This window comes from Kitasatospora sp. MAA4 (assembly GCF_029893355.1).
Lineage (GTDB): Bacteria > Actinomycetota > Actinomycetes > Streptomycetales > Streptomycetaceae > Kitasatospora.
Genome location: NZ_JARZAI010000003.1, coordinates 130,916 through 149,106, shown reverse-complemented (window position 1 = coordinate 149,106; position 18,191 = coordinate 130,916). Strand labels below are relative to the sequence as shown.

Sequence of the window (18,191 nt, the reverse complement as noted above, 5' to 3'; positions counted from 1 at the left end):
CTCACTTCTCCACGTATCTCATCGAGCGGATGCCCCGCTCGAGGTGCCACTGCAGGTAGGCGGCGACCAGGCCGCTGCCCTCCCGCCAGTACCTCGGATCACAGGTGTCGGCCGTCTGCCAGTCTCCCGACAGCAGCGCACCGAGCAGGACCAGTGTCTCAGGGGAGGGTACGGCACAGCCAGGCACTCGGCAGTCCCCGCAGAGCACCCCGCCGGCCTGTAGCGAGAAGAAGCGGTTGGGACCGTCCAGACCGCACTTGGCGCAGTCGGTGAAGCTGGCGCCGTAGCCGTTGACGGCGAGCGAGCGCAGCAGGAAGGCGTCCATGACCAGGTGCGACTGGTGGGTGCCGGCGGCCAGCGTCCGCAGTCCGCCCACCAGCAGCAGGTACTGCTGGACGGCGGGCTCGCCCTCGTTTTCGGCGAAACGTTCCGCCGTCTCCAGCATGGCGGTTCCGGCGGTGTAGCGGCCGTAGTCGGTGACGATGCTCCCGCCGTAGGGGGCGATGGTCTCCACCTGGGTGCAGAGCGGCAGCGAGCGGCTCACCAGCTCGCTGCCGCGGCTGAAGAACTGCACGTCGACGTGGGAGAACGGCTCCAGCCGGGCGCCGAACTTCGACTTGGTCTTGCGCACCCCGCGGGCCACCGCACGGACCTTGCCGTGCTGGCGGGTGAGCAGGGTGATGATCCGGTCGGCCTCGCCGAGCTTCTGGGCCCGGAGCACGACGCCGTCATCGCGCACCAGGGTCATCGCCGGGCCTCGCAGAGGTGCGGCGGGCGGGCTCCGGGCGCGGACGGACGGCGGGACAGGGTGGCCATCCACCCATTATCGGTCCTCTAGCGCGGAGTACGGGTGGCGGCCTCCAGCAGCCGGCGGACGGTGTCCTCCCCCAGGCGCAGGCAGGTCCCGACGGCGGCCAGCGCCTCGCGCTCCTGCGGGAGGTAGCGGCCGTCGGCCAGCGCGATCCAGGCGCCCTGGAGCAGCAGGCGCTCGCGGCCCTGCTGGGCGAGGTGCGGCGCCAGCGGTTCGAGCGCCGCGTGCAGTTCGACGGCCAGCCCGCTGCCGAGGCCGTGCACGTCGAACGGTTCGCCGTGGCCGCAGCCGGAGAGCGCGGCCAGCGCCGCGAGCACCTGGGCCTCGCCGCAGTCCTCGAAGCCGGCCGCCTTGATCACGGCGCAGGCCTCGTTCCTGGCGGCCGCCGTGCCCGTGCCGCCGGCCGCCAGGACGGCCAGCGCCACGGTGTACTGCGCGTCGCGGAGCATGCCGGTGAGCCGGACGCTGGTGGGCTGCTCCAGGCTCTCCACGCCGTACCGGCCGTGGCAGGAGGTGCACTGCACACTGCCGAGCACCGGCCCGAGCGGAAGCACCGGCGAGCCGAGCAACCGCAGCCACCGCCGGCCGTGCTGCCGGCGGTAGTTGCGGTCACCACCACAACCTGGACAGAAGAAGTCGCCGAGCACATCCGTCCGCCACCTCGGGCGAACACCCCACAACCGTGTCACGGCGCCAACTCCCCAGACATGGCAGGCGGCCTGCACGTCGACGGGCAGGTCACGCGACCGGAGGAGGAGGCCGTCCCACCGACCCGTTTCCGGTGCGTCGATGTTGCCACGGTTACCGGCATGTGTCAGCACCTCCAACACCCGCCATCGGGGAAAAATGTGTCCCAGGCCACATCTGCCCCAGCAGGTCCACACGTTCGGGGCAACCGACCCCAACCGCGTTGACGTCAGCGGCGGCTGACCCGGTTGACCGCGCTGATCATCGCCTTCAGGGAGGCGCGCACGGTGTTGCCGTCGATGCCGACGCCCCACAGGACCTGGTCGCCCACCGCGCACTCGACGTAGGCGGCCGCCTGGGCGTCGCCGCCCTCGCTCATCGCGTGCTCGGCGTAGTCCAGGACCCGGACGTCCACGCCGATCCGGGCCAGCGCGTCCGCGAAGGCCGAGACCGGTCCGTTGCCGGCACCGGCCAGCGTGGTCTCCACGCCGTCCACGACGGCGGCGCTGCTCAGCGTGTCCCGGCCGTCCGCGGTGGTCAGGCTCTGCTGGCCGCGCAGCGCGATCCGGCCCCAGGGGTTCTCCGGGGTGGGCAGGTACTCGTCCTGGAAGATCGCCCAGATGTCGGCCGGGGTGACCTCGCCGCCCTCGGCGTCCGTCTTGGCCTGGATGATCTTCGAGAACTCGATCTGCATCCGGCGCGGCAGGTCCAGCCGGTGGTCGTTCTTCAGGACGTAGGCGATGCCGCCCTTGCCGGACTGGCTGTTGACCCGGATCACGGCCTCGTACGAGCGGCCGACGTCCTTGGGGTCGATCGGCAGGTACGGGACGCCCCAGGTGTAGCTGCCGACCGGCACGCCGGCCGCGGCCGCGTCGGCCTCCAGCGCGTCGAAGCCCTTCTTGATCGCGTCCTGGTGCGAGCCGGAGAAGGAGGTGTAGACCAGGTCGCCAGCGTACGGGTGGCGCTCCGGTACGACCATCTGATTGCAGTACTCGTAGGTGCGCCGGATCTCGTCGATGTCCGAGAAGTCGATCATCGGGTCCACGCCCTGCGAGAACAGGTTCATCCCCACGTTGACCAGGTCCAGGTTGCCGGTTCGCTCACCCTGCCCGAACAGACACCCCTCGACCCGGTCGGCACCCGCCATCACGGCCAGCTCGGCCGAGGCGACGCCGGTGCCGCGGTCGTTGTGCGGGTGGGTGGACAGCGCGACGAACTCGCGGCGCGACAGGTGGCGCGACATCCACTCGATCTTGTCGGCGTACACGTTGGGGGTCGAACGCTCCACCGTGGTCGGCAGGTTCAGGATGATCTCGCGGCCCTCGCCGGGCTGCCAGACGTCCATCACGCCCTCACAGACCTCCAGCGCGAAGTCCAGCTCGGTGTCGATGAAGATCTCCGGCGAGTACTGGTAGCCGAAGACGGTGTCGTCGCGCAGGATCTTCTCGGCGTACTCCATGACCAGCCGCGTGCCGTCCACCGCGATCGCCTTGATGTCGTCCTTGCTGCCCCGGAAAACCACCCGGCGGAACAGCGGCGACGTGGCGTTGTACAGGTGGACGGTGGCGCGCGGCGCACCGACCAGCGACTCCACGGTGCGCTCGATCAGGTCCTCGCGGGCCTGGGTCAGCACCGAGATGGTGACGTCCTCGGGGATCGCGCCCTCGGTGATCAGCGAGCGGACGAAGTCGAAGTCGGTGGCACCCGAGGACGGGAAGCCGACCTCGATCTCCTTGTAGCCCAGCCGTACCAGCAGGTCGAACATCTTGCGCTTGCGGGCCGGCGACATCGGGTCGATCAGCGCCTGGTTGCCGTCCCGCAGGTCGGTGGACAGCCAGCGCGGCGCCTTGGTGATCACCTTGCCGGGCCAGGTGCGGTCCGGCAGGTCGACGACACCGAAGGGCTCGTAGCGGGCGAACGGCATACCGGACGGCTGCTGCCGGACGCTGGCCGCCGTGATCGGGGTGGGCCGGTCGATGAACGCGCGAGCGATGGAGGACTGCTCAGTCATGGTTGAGACTCTCGGCTTCTCTTCGAATGCGGGCGGAGTCGGGGTGAGGTTCACCCGACGGGCCGACTGGCGCTGCGCAGAGCTGGAGAGATGGATGCGCACACCAAAGACTCCGCGGCGAGGGGGCCGGCCTTGAATCGATCTACAGGCCCTCGACGCGGCAGCTAAGAAGAAGCAGCCCGTAACGCATGATGTGAACCAGCGTAACCGAGGGATCGGCGGGACCGAAGTGAAGTCCACGAGGTTTCCACGCCTTGAGACGGCGTTCCCGAACGGCCTCGAACTAAGCCCGAACGAACTCGAACTGCCCGACTGCGACACGCGACAGGCGTCAGTGTCGAGAAATTCGAGCAATTCCGAGCACTGGGTAGCAGACTGGCGACCATGCGTATACAGGTGACCAGGACCGGCGGCCTCGCGGGACGCCCAGCACGAGCCGAGCTGGACACCGCCGAACGGCTCGATGCCCCACACGTGCACGCCCTCGCCCGCGAGGCCGTCGCGGGGGCCTCGCGGATCCCCTCCTACGGCGTGCCGGACGGCTACCACTTCCGGATCGTCGTGGACGGCCGGACAGTTCACTGCGCGGATCCCAAACTGACCGACTCCCAGCGCGAGTTGATCTCCCTGGTGCTGCGCCAGGGGGTCACCCTCCCGGCGGTCGGCGAGTAGCTCGGAACAGCCGTCGGCCACGCCGCCCAGCCCCTGCAAGGGGCGGACGACGTGGCCGACGAAGTGTCAGAAACCCAGCTTGCGCAGCTGCTTGGGGTCGCGCTGCCAGTCCTTGGCCACCTTGACGTGCAGGTCCAGGTAGACCGGCGTCCCGAGCAGTGCCTCGATGTGCTTGCGCGCCGTGGTGCCCACGTGCTTGAGCCGGGCGCCCTTCGCGCCGATCACGATGGCCTTCTGGCTCTGCCGCTCGATGTAGACGTTCGCGTGGATGTCCAGCAGCGGACGGTCCGCGGGGCGTCCCTCGCGCGGGATCATCTCCTCGACCACCACGGCCAGCGAGTGCGGCAGTTCGTCGCGCACACCCTCCAGTGCGGCCTCCCGGATCAGCTCCGCGACCATGATCTGCTCGGGCTCGTCGGTCAGGTCGCCGTCCGGGTAGAGCGGCGGGCCCAGCGGCAGCAGCGGGGTGAGCAGGTCGGCCAGCAGGTCCACCTGCTTGTCGCCGACCGCCGAGACCGGGATGATCTCGGCCCACTCGATGCCCAGTTCCAGGCCGAGCTGGTGGATGGCGATCAGCTGCTCGGCGAGCTTCTTGGAGTCGACCAGGTCGGTCTTGGTGACGATCGCCACCTTGGGGGTCTTCTTGACCTCGGCCAGCTCCTTGGCGATGAACTTGTCGCCGGGGCCGAGCTTCTGGTCGGCGGGCAGGCAGAAGCCGATCACGTCGACCTCCGCCCAGGTCGAGCGGACGAGGTCGTTGAGGCGCTCGCCGAGCAGGGTGCGCGGCTTGTGCAGACCGGGGGTGTCGACCAGGACGAGCTGTGCCTCGGGGCGGTGCACGATGCCGCGCACGGTGTGCCGGGTGGTCTGGGGACGGTCGGAGGTGATCGCGACCTTCGTCCCCACCAGGGCGTTGGTCAGGGTCGACTTACCCGCGTTGGGACGGCCTACGAAGCACGCGAAACCCGAGCGGTACGGGGCAGCCGGGGAAGAAGGAGTGTCGCTCATGAGGACCATTCTCCCTGATCGCCCGGACCGCACCGGACAGGCGCCCGGGCCGGCCGCCTCGGCAGCCGGCCCGCGGCACCCCGGCCGGCTACTTCCGGCGCGACTGCAGCGCCCCGACCAGGGTGACCACCAGCAGGGCGACCGAGCCGGCCAGCCAGTACGGCGAGTGCGTCTCGTGCCACCGTCCGAACCCCATCACCACCATCAGCAACGCGGCGAAGAACCCGAGTACCCCCATGCCCCACTCCCCCTCAGTCGGAGTGAGATTATCGGACTACTCAGGCCGGCCCTACGAAACCTCGACGCGCGCCCGCAGCACCCCGTCCGGCCCGGCCAGCAGCAGCGGCGTACCGGCCCCGCCCAGGTCCCGGACGGCGGCCAGGTCCGGCTCCGCGGCCGCCTGCTCGGCCGTGACGACCACCGCCGCCTCCAGGCCCTTCGCACCGCTCGCCACCGCCATCGCCACCGCCGTCTGCACCGCGCTGAGCGCCAGCGAGGGCAGCGCGACCGTCCCGGCGACGTAGGTGCGGCCGGTCTCGTCCCGCACCGCCGCTCCCTCCGCCACGCCGTTGCGGGCGCGGGCGGAGCGGGCCAGGGTGACGAGCTTCTGGTCTTCGGGGTCAAGGACGCGATCGAGGTCAGTCATGCCGCTGAGCATAAAACGCCGGCCACCCCCGAGGCACCGGGTGTCCACCGGCAGGACCGTCCTACTCCGCCTGCTCCTGGACGTCGCCGAGCAGGCCGACCGGCGCGGCCACCACGGTGCCGATCCGGTTGCGGCGCCCGGCCGAGCTCTCCGCGGTCAGCCTGATCGCGCTGAGCCCGCTCGGACCGTCCTGCGGCAGCGGGACCTCGCAGGCCGAGCCGGGGATCGGGACCCGCCCCAGGTGCTTGGCGAGCAGGCCGCCGACGGTCTCGATGTCCTCGTCCTCCAGCTCGATGCCGAACAGCTCACCGAGATCCTCGACCAGCAGCCGGGCGGTGATCCGGAACGAGCCGTCGCCGAGGTCCTCGACCGGGGCGATCTCCCGGTCGTACTCGTCGGTGATCTCGCCGACGATCTCCTCCAGGATGTCCTCGATGGTGACCAGGCCGGCCGTGCCGCCGTACTCGTCGATCACGATCGCGACGTGCGAGCGCATCTGCTGCATCTCGCGCAGCAGGTCGCCGGCCGGCTTGCTGTCCGGGATGAAGACGGCCGGCCGCATCATGGTGTCCACCTGCTCGGACTCGGCGTCCCGGCTGATGTGGGTGAGGCGCACCAGATCCTTGAGGTAGACGATGCCGACCACGTCGTCCTCGTTCTCGCCGACCACCGGGATCCGCGAGAAGCCGGAACGCAGCGCCAGGGTGAGCGCCTGGCGGACCGTCTTGTGCCGTTCGATCATCACCAGGTCGGTGCGCGGCACCATCACCTCGCGCACGATGGTGTCGCCCAGCTCGAAGACCGAGTGCACCATCCGGCGCTCCTCGTCCTCGATCAGGTCGTCCTTCTCCGCCAGGTCGACCAGCGCCCGCAGCTCGGCCTCGGAGGCGAACGGCCCCTCGCGGTAGCCCTTGCCCGGGGTGAGCGCGTTGCCCATCAGGATCAGCAGCCGCGGGATCGGGCCGAGGATCCGGGCCAGCGGCAGCAGCACGAACGAGGCCGTGGTGGCCGAGGTGAGCGGGTGCTGGCGCCCGATCGTGCGCGGCGAGACACCGACCGCGACGAACGAGACCAGCACCATCACGCCGAACGCCAGCAGCACGGCCTGCCAGGTCTGCTGGAAGGACCGGACGCAGACCACGGTCACCAGGACGGCGGCCGCCACCTCGCTGGCCACCCGGATCAGGGTGGCCAGGTTGAGGTAGCGGATCGGATCGCTCGCCAGCGTCAGCAGCCGGTCCGAGCCGCGCCTGCCGGCCCGGACGGCCTCCTCGGCACGGAACCGGGAGACCCGGGAGATCCCCGCCTCGGCGCAGGCGGCCAGCCAACCGACCATGACCAGCAGAAACGCCCCGACCAGAAAACTCGTACTGTCCCCGCTCATCGGATCAGTGCGTGGTGGGCGCCGGGGAGAGCCCCGACAGCCCGCGACCGGCGCGCCAGTCGTCCAGGATGCGCTTCTGGAGGGCGAACATGGTGCGCTCCTCCTCCGGCTCCTCGTGGTCGTAGCCGAGCACGTGCAGCACCCCGTGGACGGTGAGCAGTTGCAGCTCCTCGTCCATCGAGTGCTGCGACGGCGCCGCCAGCCCCTGGGCCTTGGCCACCTCGGGGCAGAGCACGATGTCGCCGAGCAGCCCCTGCGGCAGCTCCTCGCCCTCCTTGCCCGGACGCAGCTCGTCCATCGGGAAGGACATCACGTCGGTCGGACCTGGCAGGTCCATCCACTGGATGTGCAGCTGCTCCATCGCCTCGCTGTCGATGAGGATCACGGACAGTTCGGACTGCGGGTGGATCCGCATCTTGTCGAGGGCGAAGCGGGCGACGTCGAGGATGGCATCCTCGTCGGCGTCCCAGCCGGACTCGTTGGCGATGTCGATGGACATGAAGAGGTCTGCGCTCAGCTTTCGGTGCGATGGGGCTGTCGGGGCGTGCGGTTGGTGTGCCGGGGTGCGGCCCTGCCGCCGGCGGCCTGGGCGTCCTCGGCGTTCTCCAGGGCGTCCCAGCGCTCGTAGGCCTCCACGATCCGGCCGACCAGCTTGTGGCGGACCACGTCGGTGCTGGTCAGGACGGAGAAGTGGATGTCCGGGACGTCCGCGAGGATCTCCTGGACCACCTTGAGGCCGCTGCGGGTGCCGCCCGGGAGGTCGATCTGGCTGGTGTCGCCGGTGACCACCACCCGGGAGTTGAAGCCCAGGCGGGTGAGGAACATCTTCATCTGCTCGGGCGAGGTGTTCTGGGCCTCGTCCAGGATGATGAAGGCGTCGTTGAGGGTCCGTCCGCGCATGTAGGCGAGCGGGGCGACCTCGATGGTCCCCGCGGCCATCAGCCGGGGGATCGAGTCGGGGTCCATCATGTCGTGCAGCGCGTCGTAGAGCGGCCGCAGGTACGGGTCGATCTTCTCGAAGAGCGTGCCGGGCAGGAAGCCGAGCCGCTCGCCGGCCTCGACGGCGGGCCGGGTCAGGATGATCCGGTTGACCTCCTTGGCCTGCAGCGCCTGCACGGCCTTGGCCATCGCCAGGTAGGTCTTGCCGGTGCCGGCCGGGCCGATGCCGAAGGTGATGGTGTGCCGGTCGATCGCGTCGACGTAGTTCTTCTGGTTCTCCGTCTTGGGACGGATCGTGCGGCCCCGGTTGGACAGGATCGCCGCGGTGAAGACCTGGGACGGGCTGTCGCCGGCCCCTGCGGGGTCGGCGGCGGCGTTCCTGAGCATCGCGATGGACCGCTCCACGGCATCCTCCGTCAGGGGTTGGCCGGCGCCCAGCACCAGCATCATCTCGTCGAACAGCTGTTGGACCAGATTGAGGTCGGCCCGCGCGCCGGTGGCGGTGACCTCGTTGCCCCGGACGTGGATGTCGGTCTCGGGGAAGGAGCGCTCGATCACTCGCAGGAGGGAGTCGGTGGCACCGAGCAGGGTGACCATCGGGTGCTTCTCGGGAATCACGATCCGGGCACTGGCACCGTTCGCTGCCTGCGTGCGGTGCTCTGCGGTCTCACTCTTTGGCTCACTCATGAGTCGGCGCTGCGGCCTGTCCTCTTCCCATTCGTGGTTGCGGGTGCCGACCGGTCGGTTCCGGGGTCACCAGGGTACGCCGCGCGGCAGTTCGCCGTGCTGCGGCCGCAACGATGGTCTGGCAGTTCCGGCGGTGATGCCACCCCTTTTCCCCGCTCACCGCATTCCGCCCCGCGGGCGCGGGGGCACCGGGACGCGGGCGAGGTCCTCGGCGACCACCAGTTCGCCGTCGAAGTGCTTGCGCGCCTCCGCGAGGTGCCCCTCCAGATCGGGGTAGCGCTGCGAGAAATGCGTCAGCACCAGGGTCCGGACGCCCGCCTCGGCCGCGACCCGGGCCGCCTGGGCGGCGGTGAGGTGGCCGTGCTCCTCGGCGAGGCGGCCGTCGGCCTCCAGGAAGGTCGCCTCGATCACCAGCAGGTCGACGCCCTCGGCCAGCGCCGCCACGCCGTCGCAGAGCCGGGTGTCCATCACGAAGGCGAACCGCTGGCCGGGCCGCTCCTCGCTGACCTCCGCCAGGGTGACCGTACGGTCGTCCAGTTCGATCCGGCCCTCACGCTGGAGCCGGCCGACGTCCGGGCCGCGCAGGCCCAGCGCGGCCAGCCGCTCGGGCACCAGGCGGCGGCCGTCGGGCTCGGTCAGGCGGTAGCCGAAGGACTCCACCGGGTGCGAGAGCCGGACCGCCTCCAGCGCGAAGGGCGCGCCCGGGGCCTCCAGCGGGCCGGCGTCGGCGATCGGGTGCGGCCGCAGGTCGGCCGTCTCGTGGAAGGCGGTGGCGCGCCGCAGCCGGTCGAAGAAGACCTGGCCGGAGGCCGGGTAGTAGGCGTGCACGGGGTGCGGCACGCGGTCCAGGTTGATCCGCTGGATCACGCCGGCCAGGCCCAGGCTGTGGTCGCCGTGGAAGTGCGTCACGCAGATCCGGGTCAGGTCGGTGGCCGAGACGCCGGCGTGCAGCATCTGGCGCTGGGTCCCCTCCCCCGGGTCGAAGAGCAGGCCCTCACCGTCCCAGCGCAGCAGGTAGCCGTTGTGGTTGCGGTGCCGGGTCGGCACCTGGCTGGCCGTGCCGAGGACGACCAGTTCGCGACTCGACACGGATCAGACCAGGCCCTCGTGGAAGACCTGCCCGCCGAGCAGGTGGACGTGTGCGTGGAAGACGGTCTGGCCGGCGCCCGCACCGGTGTTGAAGATCAGCCGGTAGCCGGAGTCGGCGATCTTCTCGTCGGCGGCCGCCCCGGCCGCCTCGCTCAGCAGCACGCCGGCCAGCTCCGGTTCGGCGGCGGCCAGCGTGGCGGCGTTCGGGTAGTGCGCCTTGGGGATCACCAGGATGTGCGTCGGGGCCTGCGGGTTGATGTCCCGGAAGGCCAGCGTGCGCTCGGTCTCGCGGACCACCGTGGCCGGGATGTCACCCGTCACGATCTTGCAGAAGAGGCAGTCGGCGTCGATCGGTACGGACATGGGTCACTCTCCGTGGAAGGGGCGGTCTGCCCGTCGGACGTGCCGTCAAACTACCGGACGCAGGTTCACGACCAGCGGCCGGAGCGGCCCAGCAGCAGCGCCCCGGCCGCCACCCCGGCGGTCGAGGTGCGCAGCACCGAGCGGCCCAGCCGGTACGGCTTCGCACCCGCCTCGGCGAACGCCGCCAGCTCCTCGGGACTGACCCCGCCCTCCGGCCCGACGATCAGGAAGACGTCCCCGGCGGTCGGCAGCGCAACGGTGGCCAGCGGCTCGGCGCCGTCCTCGTGCAGGACCGCCGCCAGCGCCGCCGAGGCCAGCAGCGGGACGAGCTGACGGGTCGTCATCTGCTCGCGCACCTCGGGGAAGCGCAGCCGGCGCGACTGCTTGCCGGCCTCGCGCGCGGTGGAGCGCCACTTGGCCAGTGCCTTGGCGCCGCGGTCGCCCTTCCACTGGGTGATGCAGCGCGAGGCGGCCCACGGGATCACCACGTCGACGCCGACCTCGGTCATGGTCTCGACGGCGAGCTCGCCGCGGTCGCCCTTGGGCAGCGCCTGGACGACCACGATCCGCGGGCCGGGCTCGGGCTCCTCGACCAGCTCGGCGAGCGTCACGTCGAGCGCGTCCTTGCCGTGCACGGCGCTCACCGTGCCGTGGCCGCCCAGGCCCAGGCCGTCGGTGAGGGTGACCGCCTCGCCGGCCTCCAGCCGCTTCACGGCGGCCGCGTGCCGCCCCTCGGCCCCGTCCAACCGGACCACGGCGCCCGGGGAGGCGCCGGCGAGGCGGGCGGTGTCGACGACGAAGACGGGCGCGGTCATGCGGCGTTCCTCACGAAATGGTGGTGGCCGGCCCGCCGCCACGTAGGCAGCGGACCGGCCAGGGTCGAACTCGGTCGAACTCGGTCGAACTCAGCGGCCGTTGAAGGCGTCCTTCAGGCGGGAGAACAGCCCCTGCTGGCCGGGCGCGAAGGTGCCCGAGGGCCGCTCCTCGCCGCGCAGCACCGCCAGCCGGCGCAGCAGCTCCTCCATCTCGGGGTCGAGCTTGGTGGGAGTCTGCACCTCGACATGCACTATCAGGTCGCCCCGGCCGCCCCCGCGCAGGTGCGTGACGCCCCGCCCGTGCAGCGGGATCGACTGGCCGGACTGGGTGCCGGGCCGGATGTCGACCTCCTCCAGGCCGTCCAGGGTCTGCAGCGGCACCTGGGTGCCGAGCGAGGCCGCCGTCATCGGGATGGTGACCGTGCAGTGCAGGTCGTCGCCGCGGCGCTGGAAGGTCGGGTGCGCGGTCTCGGCGATCTCGACGTAGAGGTCGCCGGCCGGGCCACCGCCCGGGCCGACCTCGCCCTCGCCGGCCAGCTGGATCCGGGTGCCGTTGTCGACACCGGCCGGGATCTTGACCGTCAGCGTGCGGCGGGCGCGCACCCGGCCGTCGCCGGCGCACTCGGGGCACGGGGTCGGCACGACGGTGCCGAAGCCCTGGCACTGCGGGCAGGGCCGCGAGGTCATGACCTGGCCCAGGAAGGACCGGGTGACCTGGGAGACCTCGCCCTTGCCGCGACACATGTCACAGGTCTGCGCGGAGGTGCCGGGAGCGGCACCCTCACCGCTACAGGTCGTACAGGTGACGGCCGTGTCGACCTGGAGTTCCTTGGTCGTGCCGAAAGCGGCCTCGTCCAGGGTGATCTCCAGGCGGATCATGGCGTCCTGGCCGCGCCGGGTGCGCGACCGGGGGCCGCGCTGGCCGGAGGCGGCGCCGAAGAAGGCGTCCATGATGTCGGAGAAGCCGAAGCCGGCCGCGCCCGCGCCGAAGCCGCCGCCGCCCCCGTTCGGGGAGAGCGGGTCGCCGCCGAGGTCGTACACCTGCCGTTTGGCCGGGTCCGAGAGCACCTCGTAGGCGGCGTTGATCTCCTTGAACCGCTCCTGAGTCTTCGGGTCCGGGTTGACGTCCGGGTGCAGTTCACGCGCGAGGCGCCGGAACGCCTTCTTGATCTCGTCCTGCCCCGCATCCCGTCGGACGCCGAGTACCGCGTAGTAGTCCGTGGCCACCAAATGCTCCGCTTGTTCCGCCTCTAGAAGGTGCTGCGACTGGTCTCGGACGCGCCCCGGTGGGCCCGCCCGCTCTCGTTCTCTACGACTCGGCCAAGATCTGACCCACGTACCGTGCCACCGCTCGCACCGCCCCCATTGTGCCCGGATAGTCCATCCGGGTGGGGCCGATCACACCCAGTTTTGCCACGCTCTCGTCGCCCGAACCGTAACCGACCGAGACGACGGAGGTGGAATTGAGGCCCTCGTACTCGTTCTCCCGGCCGATCCGGACGGTCATCCCGGAGTCGGCGGTCTCACCCAGCAGGCGCAACAGCACCACCTGCTCCTCCAGGGCCTCCAGGACCGGCTGGATGGTGAGCGGGAAGTCATGGCCGAATCTGGTCAGGTTGGCCGTGCCGGCCAACATGATCCGTTCCTCGTTCTGCTCCACCAGCGATTCGAACAGGGTGGAGAGGACCGTGGTCACGTTCGGACGCTCGGCCGGCTCGAAGGAGGACGGCAGGTCCTCCACGAGGGCCGGCACGTCCGGGAAGAACCGCCCGCCGGCCCGGGCGTTGAGCCGGGCGCGCAGGTCGGCCAGGGTGGTCTCGCCCACCGGGCCCGGGGTGTCGACGATCCGCTGCTCGACCCGGCCGGTGTTGGTGATCAGCACCAGCATGATCTTGGACGGCGCGAGCGCCAGCAGCTCGACGTGCCGGACGGTGGACCTGGTCAGCGACGGGTACTGGACGACCGCGACCTGCCGGGTGAGCTGCGCGAGCAGCCGCACCGTCCGGGCCACCACGTCGTCCAGGTCGACCGCGCCGTCCAGGAAGTGGCGGATGGCGCGGCGCTCCGGCGCGCTCATCGGCTTCACCTCGGCCAGCCGGTCCACGAAGAGCCGGTAGCCCTTGTCGGTGGGGATCCGGCCCGCGCTGGTGTGCGGCTGGTGGATGTAGCCGTCCTCTTCGAGGGTGGCCATGTCGTTGCGGACGGTGGCCGGCGAGACGCCGAGGTTGTGGCGCTCGACCAGGGCCTTGGAGCCGACCGGCTCCTCGGTGCCGACGTAGTCCTGCACGATGGCCCGCAGCACGGAGAGCTTGCGATCGTCGAGCTGGCGGATGTCCAGCCGGCTCGGCTCGGGGCTCAGGGCCGCAGCGGCGGCGCGCTGGGTGGCGGTGGGCCGGGACGCGGCGCGGGCGGGCGCGGCCTTGGGGCCCGAGGACCCCTCGGAAGCCGACGCTCGGCCGGGCGGGCGAGGGTCGGACTCGGGTTCATCGAACATGGCACGCACCTCCCTCGTTGCACGTTGTCCTGGTACCAGGTCTTACGGTGTCCTGTGACGGATTTGGCACTCGGGTCATCCGAGTGCCAGAACCGTACCTGCCAGTGTAAGGCCCGGGTCCGTCAGCAGGAACGCCCTGTCCCCGGATGCCGCGCGGATCACTTTCCACCCGGACGACTCGGACGGGGTCGGCATGGGTGGTGCCTGCGGGGGAACAAAGTGGCAGCATCGACAGCAACCGAGAGTGACTTCAAGAGGAGCAGCCATGTCGGCGTCCGGCCCCCACACCCGCTTCGCCCCCGACCGTGGGCTGACCGGGCGGATGGTCACCACCATGTTCCTGATCGGCCTGCTGTACGTCGGATTCACCGGCGTGCTGATCGTCCTGCTCCGCGGCGCCTGGCCGCTGATCGTGCTGATCGCCGGCGGCCTGTTCATCGTGCAGTTCTGGTTCAGCGACAAGATCACCGAGCGGGCCATGGGCGCCCACGAGGTCACCCCTGAGCAGTATCCGCAGCTGCACGGCACCATTGACCGGCTCTGCGCGCTGGCGGACATGCCCAAGCCGCGCGTCGCGGTGGCGAACAACGACATGCCGAACGCCTTCGCCACCGGCCGCAAGCCCGAGAAGTCGGTCATCTGCGTGACCACCGGCCTGATGCGGCGGCTGGACCCGGAGGAGCTGGAGGGCGTGCTCGCCCACGAGCTCTCGCACGTCGCCCACCGGGACGTCGCGGTGATGACCATCGCCGGCTTCCTGGGCGTGCTGGCCGGGGCGATCACCCGGATCGCGCTCTACAGCGGAATGATGGGCGGCAACAACCGCAGCAACAACAACAACGACAGCAACGCCGCCATCGCGATGATCATCATCCCGCTGGTCAGCATGGTGGTGTACGCGATCAGCTTCCTGCTGACCCGGCTGCTCTCGCGCTACCGCGAGCTGGCCGCCGACCGTGCCGCCGCCCAGCTCACCGGCCGCCCGAGCGCGCTGGCCTCGGCGCTCACCAAGGTGACCGGGCAGATCGCCGCCATCCCGACCAAGGACCTGCGCCAGGCGCAGCCGTACAACGCCTTCTACTTCGCCCCCGCGCTGAGCGCGCGCGAGGCCGCCTCGCAGCTGCTGTCCACCCACCCCTCGCTGGAGCAGCGGCTGGAGCAGCTGGGCAAGATCTCGGCCGAGCTGGGACGCTGACCCCCCAATAGCTATGCGGAAGGAACACTCGTGGGATTCCTGGATGCGCTGCTCGGTCGCAGCAAGCCGGTCCGGCCCGATCTCGACCAGCTCTTCGGCGTGCCCTCGGCCGCGCTGACCCTGGAGGCGGCCGTCGGCTTCAAGCCGACCGGCCTCGGCTCGGTCTGCTTCGCCGCCGTCGAGGGTGGGGCGTTCGGCGAGGTGGAACGCCAGGTCCGGGCCCTGCTGGACGCCGACACCGCGAACGGCGGCGTGCCGGTGGAGGCGAGCCAGGACGAGTACGGCTACTCCTGGCTGCTCGCCCGGCACACCCCCGAGGAGCTGCCGGAGCTGGTCAACGACCTGCACGCGGTCAACAGCGAACTGGAGGCGAACGGCTTCGGGCCGCAGCTGCTCTGCTCGCTGGTCGGCTTCCGCAACGAGGCCGGGCAGTCGCTGGCCCTGGTGTACCTGTACAAGCGCGGAACGTTCTTCCCGTTCGCGCCGATGCCCGGCGGGGGCGAGCGGCGCAACAGCCCGCTGGAGCTCCAGGTGAAGGCGATGCTCGGCAACGACCTGCGGGTGGAGTCGGATCTCAGCCGCTGGTTCCCGGTCTGGGGCGCGCCCGGCCTCTGAGAGCCCGTGTCTGACGTGCCGTCCGCTGACGCGGGGTGGGATTTCGTATAGTCCCTGGATGCGCAGCACTGACTACAGCCCCGACCTCACCCCGCCCTGGAAGCGGCAGCAGCCCGTGCCGGAGGTGGCGGCCGAACGCGACCTGGTGGTCGAGGAGGCCGCCACCGGCTTCTGCGGCGCGGTGGTGCGGTGCGAGAAGACCGCGGAGGGGGTGACCGTCACCCTGGAGGACCGGCACGGCAAGCACCGGGTCTTCCCGCTCACCCCGCGCGGCTTCCTGCTGGAGGGGAGGGTCGTGACGCTCGTCCGGCCGACCACCGCCGCACCCGCCCGGGGCCCGGCCCGCACCGCCTCCGGCTCGCTGGCCGTCCCCGGCGCGCGGGCCCGGGTCGCCCGGGAGTCGCGGATCTACGTCGAGGGCCGGCACGACGCCGAGCTGGTGGAGCGGGTCTGGGGCGACGACCTGCGGATCGAGGGCGTCGTGGTCGAGTACCTGGAGGGGATCGACGACCTGCCCGCGATCGTCGCCGAGTTCGCCCCCGGCCCGGGGCGGCGGCTCGGCGTCCTGGTCGACCACCTGCTCCCCGGCACCAAGGAGCACCGGATCGCCGCGAAGGTCACCGGCGACGCGGTCCTCGTGGTCGGCCACCCGTTCATCGACATCTGGGCCGCCGTGAAACCCGCCAGCGTGGGCATCCCCGGCTGGCCGCAGGTCCCGCGCGGCGAGGAGTGGAAGGAGGGCATCTGCCGCCGCCTCGGCTGGCCGGTGGACACCCCCGCCGCCTGGAAGCGCATCCTCGCCTCGGTGAACTCCTACCGCGACCTCGACCCGGCCCTGCTCGGCCGCGTCGAGGAGCTGATCGACTTCGTCAGCCCGACGGACTGAGGCGGGTTCAGGCGTAGGTCTGGAAGTCCTCGGTCTCCAGGGTCAGCTCCAGCACGCCGACCGGCACCGGGTCGCCGAACCGGCTGGTCCGCTCGGTCCGGTAGTCCGGGAGACCCGAGGGCGTGGCGCTGCTGGGTTCGGTGAGCAGGACGCAGACGCCCTCGACCGGATCGACGATCAGGTACGCCGGGATCGTCCCCTCCGCGTACATCAGGCGCTTGGTCCGGTAGTCGCGGTCGACGCTGGTCTTGGAGACCACCTCGACGACCAGGGTCACCGCAGGGGCGGGCAGCAGACGCCCGAACTCCTCGACAGCCCCGCGCTCGAAGACCACCAAATCCGGCTGCGGCTGACTGGCCGCACCGGGAATGGTCAGGTCCTGTGTCTGGAGTCGGCGCCAGCGAGCGTGGGGAATCTGGTCCTGGATGGCCGCCACGATGAGGTTGTGGACCATGTCAGGCCCGACCGTCAGCACAATCTCACCCCTGATGAGCTCCGCCTTGACTCCCTCAGGGACCTCAAGCCCCTCGAAGATCCCTGCCACGCGGTCATCCACGGTGGTCATCACACGCTCCCTCGGACGGCTGCTCCTGAGTTAACGCCGCTCAGTCCACCAGGTCACGCACAATCGCGTCCGCCAGCAAGCGGCCGCGCAGGGTCAGGGCGGCGCGGCCGTCGGCGTAGGCGTCGGGGATGAGGAGGCCGTCGGCGAGGGCGCGTTCGGCGGCGCGCAGGCCCTGGGGGGCGAGCAGGGTGAGCGGGCAGCCGTCGACCAGGCGCAGCTCCAGCAGGATGCGCTCCACCCGGCGGTCCTCGTCGGGCAGGATCTCGCGGCCGAGCGCGGGGGTGCGGCCCTCCGCCAGCGCCTGCGCGTACGCCGCCGGGTGCTTGGCGTTCCACCACCGCACGCCGCCGACGTGGCTGTGCGCGCCGGGGCCGGCGCCCCACCAGTCGGCGCCGGTCCAGTACAGCTCGTTGTGGCGGCAGCGGCCGGCCTCGCTGGTGGCCCAGTTGGAGACCTCGTACCAGGAGTAGCCGGCCGCGGCCAGCGCCTGCTCGGCGATCAGGTAGCGGTCGGCGTGGACGTCGTCGTCGACCATCGGCAGCTCCCCGCGCTTGATCCGGGCGGCCAGCTTGGTGCCGTCCTCGACGATCAGCGAGTAGGCGGAGACATGGTCGGGCCCGGCGCCGATGGCGGCGTCCAGCGAGGCCCGCCAGTCGTCGTCGGACTCCCCCGGCGTGCCGTAGATGAGGTCCAGGTTGACGTGGTCGAAGCCGGCCGCGCGGGCCTCGGCGACGCAGGCCTCCGGCCGGCCGGGCGTGTGATGGCGGTCGAGGAGCTGGAGGACGTGCGGGCGGGCGCTCTGCATGCCGAACGAGATCCGGTTGAAGCCGCCCTCGCGCAGCTCGGTGAGGTAGGCCGGGTCGACCGACTCCGGGTTGGCCTCGGTGGTCACCTCGGCGTCGTCCGCGAGGCCGAACTCGGAGCGGATCGCCGCCAGCATCGCCACCAGGTCGCGGGCCGGCAGCAGGGTCGGGGTGCCGCCGCCGAGGAAGACGGTGCGCACCGGCAGGTCGACCTCGCCCAGCACTCGACGGGCCAGCCGGATCTCGCCGATCAGGTTCTCGGCGTACGTCTCCTGCGAGGCCACCGCCCCCGAGGAGCGCAGCTCGGTGGCGGTGTACGTGTTGAAGTCGCAGTAGCCGCAGCGGGTGGCGCAGTACGGCACGTGCAGGTAGAAGCCGAACGGCCGCTCGCCCAGCCCCGTCAGGGCGTGGGCGGGCAGGGAACCGTCGGACGGCACGGGTTCGCCGTCGGGGAGTGCGGAGGGCATGCGTCCATTGTCCGGTACGGCCGGGGCATGCTGCACCGGCCGTACCGGACCGCG

General features: G+C 71.1%; 20 protein-coding genes. 4 read left to right on the top strand and 16 right to left on the bottom strand.

The window, feature by feature from the left end:
• Position 1: 1 nt before the first annotated feature.
• The 3 genes from recO to leuA form a co-directional block, all read right to left on the bottom strand.
• On the bottom strand, positions 2-748 hold the full coding sequence (gene recO / locus P3T37_RS05260; protein ID WP_280722222.1) for a DNA repair protein RecO: 747 nt from the start codon (positions 746-748) through the stop codon (positions 2-4).
• Between the two features lie 86 nt (positions 749-834).
• Positions 835-1,458, bottom strand: coding sequence for a TerB family tellurite resistance protein (locus P3T37_RS05255; protein ID WP_280722221.1), 624 nt, complete (start codon positions 1,456-1,458; stop codon positions 835-837).
• Positions 1,459-1,727: 269 nt separating this feature from the next.
• Positions 1,728-3,509, bottom strand: a complete 1,782-nt coding sequence (leuA, locus tag P3T37_RS05250) for a 2-isopropylmalate synthase (protein WP_280722220.1) — start codon at positions 3,507-3,509, stop codon at positions 1,728-1,730.
• A 384-nt stretch (positions 3,510-3,893) separates the two neighbouring features.
• Between leuA and P3T37_RS05245 the strand changes: the two genes are divergently transcribed.
• The gene (locus P3T37_RS05245; RefSeq protein ID WP_280722219.1) at positions 3,894-4,181 is read left to right on the top strand and encodes a protealysin inhibitor emfourin; all 288 of its coding nucleotides are present in this window, start codon (positions 3,894-3,896) and stop codon (positions 4,179-4,181) included.
• Positions 4,182-4,247: 66 nt separating this feature from the next.
• Here the strand turns inward: P3T37_RS05245 and era are convergent, their stop codons facing one another.
• From era to hrcA, 11 genes are all read right to left on the bottom strand, one after another.
• Complete coding sequence (era, locus tag P3T37_RS05240; RefSeq protein WP_280722218.1) at positions 4,248-5,198, bottom strand: GTPase Era; 951 nt, start codon at positions 5,196-5,198, stop codon at positions 4,248-4,250.
• A gap of 79 nt (positions 5,199-5,277) precedes the next feature.
• Complete coding sequence (locus tag P3T37_RS05235) at positions 5,278-5,427, bottom strand: hypothetical protein (protein ID WP_280722217.1); 150 nt, start codon at positions 5,425-5,427, stop codon at positions 5,278-5,280.
• A 51-nt stretch (positions 5,428-5,478) separates the two neighbouring features.
• The gene (locus tag P3T37_RS05230; RefSeq protein WP_280722216.1) at positions 5,479-5,847 is read right to left on the bottom strand and encodes a cytidine deaminase; all 369 of its coding nucleotides are present in this window, start codon (positions 5,845-5,847) and stop codon (positions 5,479-5,481) included.
• A 49-nt stretch (positions 5,848-5,896) separates the two neighbouring features.
• Complete coding sequence (locus tag P3T37_RS05225; protein ID WP_280722215.1) at positions 5,897-7,219, bottom strand: hemolysin family protein; 1,323 nt, start codon at positions 7,217-7,219, stop codon at positions 5,897-5,899.
• 4 nt (positions 7,220-7,223) lie between these two features.
• Positions 7,224-7,718, bottom strand: coding sequence for an rRNA maturation RNase YbeY (gene ybeY, locus P3T37_RS05220; RefSeq protein WP_280722214.1), 495 nt, complete (start codon positions 7,716-7,718; stop codon positions 7,224-7,226).
• A gap of 14 nt (positions 7,719-7,732) precedes the next feature.
• A complete protein-coding gene (locus tag P3T37_RS05215; RefSeq protein WP_280722213.1) occupies positions 7,733-8,845 on the bottom strand; it encodes a PhoH family protein in 1,113 nt (370 codons plus the stop codon).
• Positions 8,846-9,001: 156 nt separating this feature from the next.
• On the bottom strand, positions 9,002-9,934 hold the full coding sequence (locus P3T37_RS05210; RefSeq protein ID WP_280722212.1) for a ribonuclease Z: 933 nt from the start codon (positions 9,932-9,934) through the stop codon (positions 9,002-9,004).
• Between the two features lie 3 nt (positions 9,935-9,937).
• Positions 9,938-10,297, bottom strand: a complete 360-nt coding sequence (locus P3T37_RS05205; protein ID WP_280722211.1) for a histidine triad nucleotide-binding protein — start codon at positions 10,295-10,297, stop codon at positions 9,938-9,940.
• Positions 10,298-10,362: 65 nt separating this feature from the next.
• Positions 10,363-11,112 carry a 16S rRNA (uracil(1498)-N(3))-methyltransferase gene (locus P3T37_RS05200; protein ID WP_280722210.1) on the bottom strand — a complete coding sequence of 250 codons (750 nt, stop codon included), beginning with the start codon at positions 11,110-11,112 and terminating at the stop codon, positions 10,363-10,365.
• Between the two features lie 90 nt (positions 11,113-11,202).
• Positions 11,203-12,339: a molecular chaperone DnaJ gene (gene dnaJ, locus P3T37_RS05195; protein WP_035806116.1), complete on the bottom strand. Its 1,137-nt coding sequence runs from the start codon at positions 12,337-12,339 to the stop codon at positions 11,203-11,205.
• A gap of 82 nt (positions 12,340-12,421) precedes the next feature.
• Entirely contained in the window at positions 12,422-13,444 is a 1,023-nt protein-coding gene (gene hrcA / locus P3T37_RS05190) for a heat-inducible transcriptional repressor HrcA (protein ID WP_280722471.1), read from the bottom strand.
• 427 nt (positions 13,445-13,871) lie between these two features.
• Here hrcA and htpX point away from each other — a divergent pair, with 427 nt between their 5' ends.
• From htpX to P3T37_RS05175, 3 genes are read left to right on the top strand one after another with little or no spacing between them, the layout of a single operon-like run.
• Complete coding sequence (gene htpX / locus P3T37_RS05185) at positions 13,872-14,801, top strand: zinc metalloprotease HtpX (protein WP_280722209.1); 930 nt, start codon at positions 13,872-13,874, stop codon at positions 14,799-14,801.
• Between the two features lie 30 nt (positions 14,802-14,831).
• The gene (locus tag P3T37_RS05180; protein WP_280722208.1) at positions 14,832-15,416 is read left to right on the top strand and encodes a hypothetical protein; all 585 of its coding nucleotides are present in this window, start codon (positions 14,832-14,834) and stop codon (positions 15,414-15,416) included.
• 58 nt (positions 15,417-15,474) lie between these two features.
• Positions 15,475-16,302 carry a DUF3097 domain-containing protein gene (locus P3T37_RS05175; protein WP_280722207.1) on the top strand — a complete coding sequence of 276 codons (828 nt, stop codon included), beginning with the start codon at positions 15,475-15,477 and terminating at the stop codon, positions 16,300-16,302.
• Between the two features lie 7 nt (positions 16,303-16,309).
• On the opposite strand, the gene P3T37_RS05170 is transcribed toward P3T37_RS05175, so the two are convergent.
• Positions 16,310-16,867: a Uma2 family endonuclease gene (locus P3T37_RS05170; protein WP_280722206.1), complete on the bottom strand. Its 558-nt coding sequence runs from the start codon at positions 16,865-16,867 to the stop codon at positions 16,310-16,312.
• Positions 16,868-16,907: 40 nt separating this feature from the next.
• A complete protein-coding gene (gene hemW, locus P3T37_RS05165) occupies positions 16,908-18,137 on the bottom strand; it encodes a radical SAM family heme chaperone HemW (protein ID WP_280722205.1) in 1,230 nt (409 codons plus the stop codon).
• Positions 18,138-18,191: the final 54 nt, after the last annotated feature.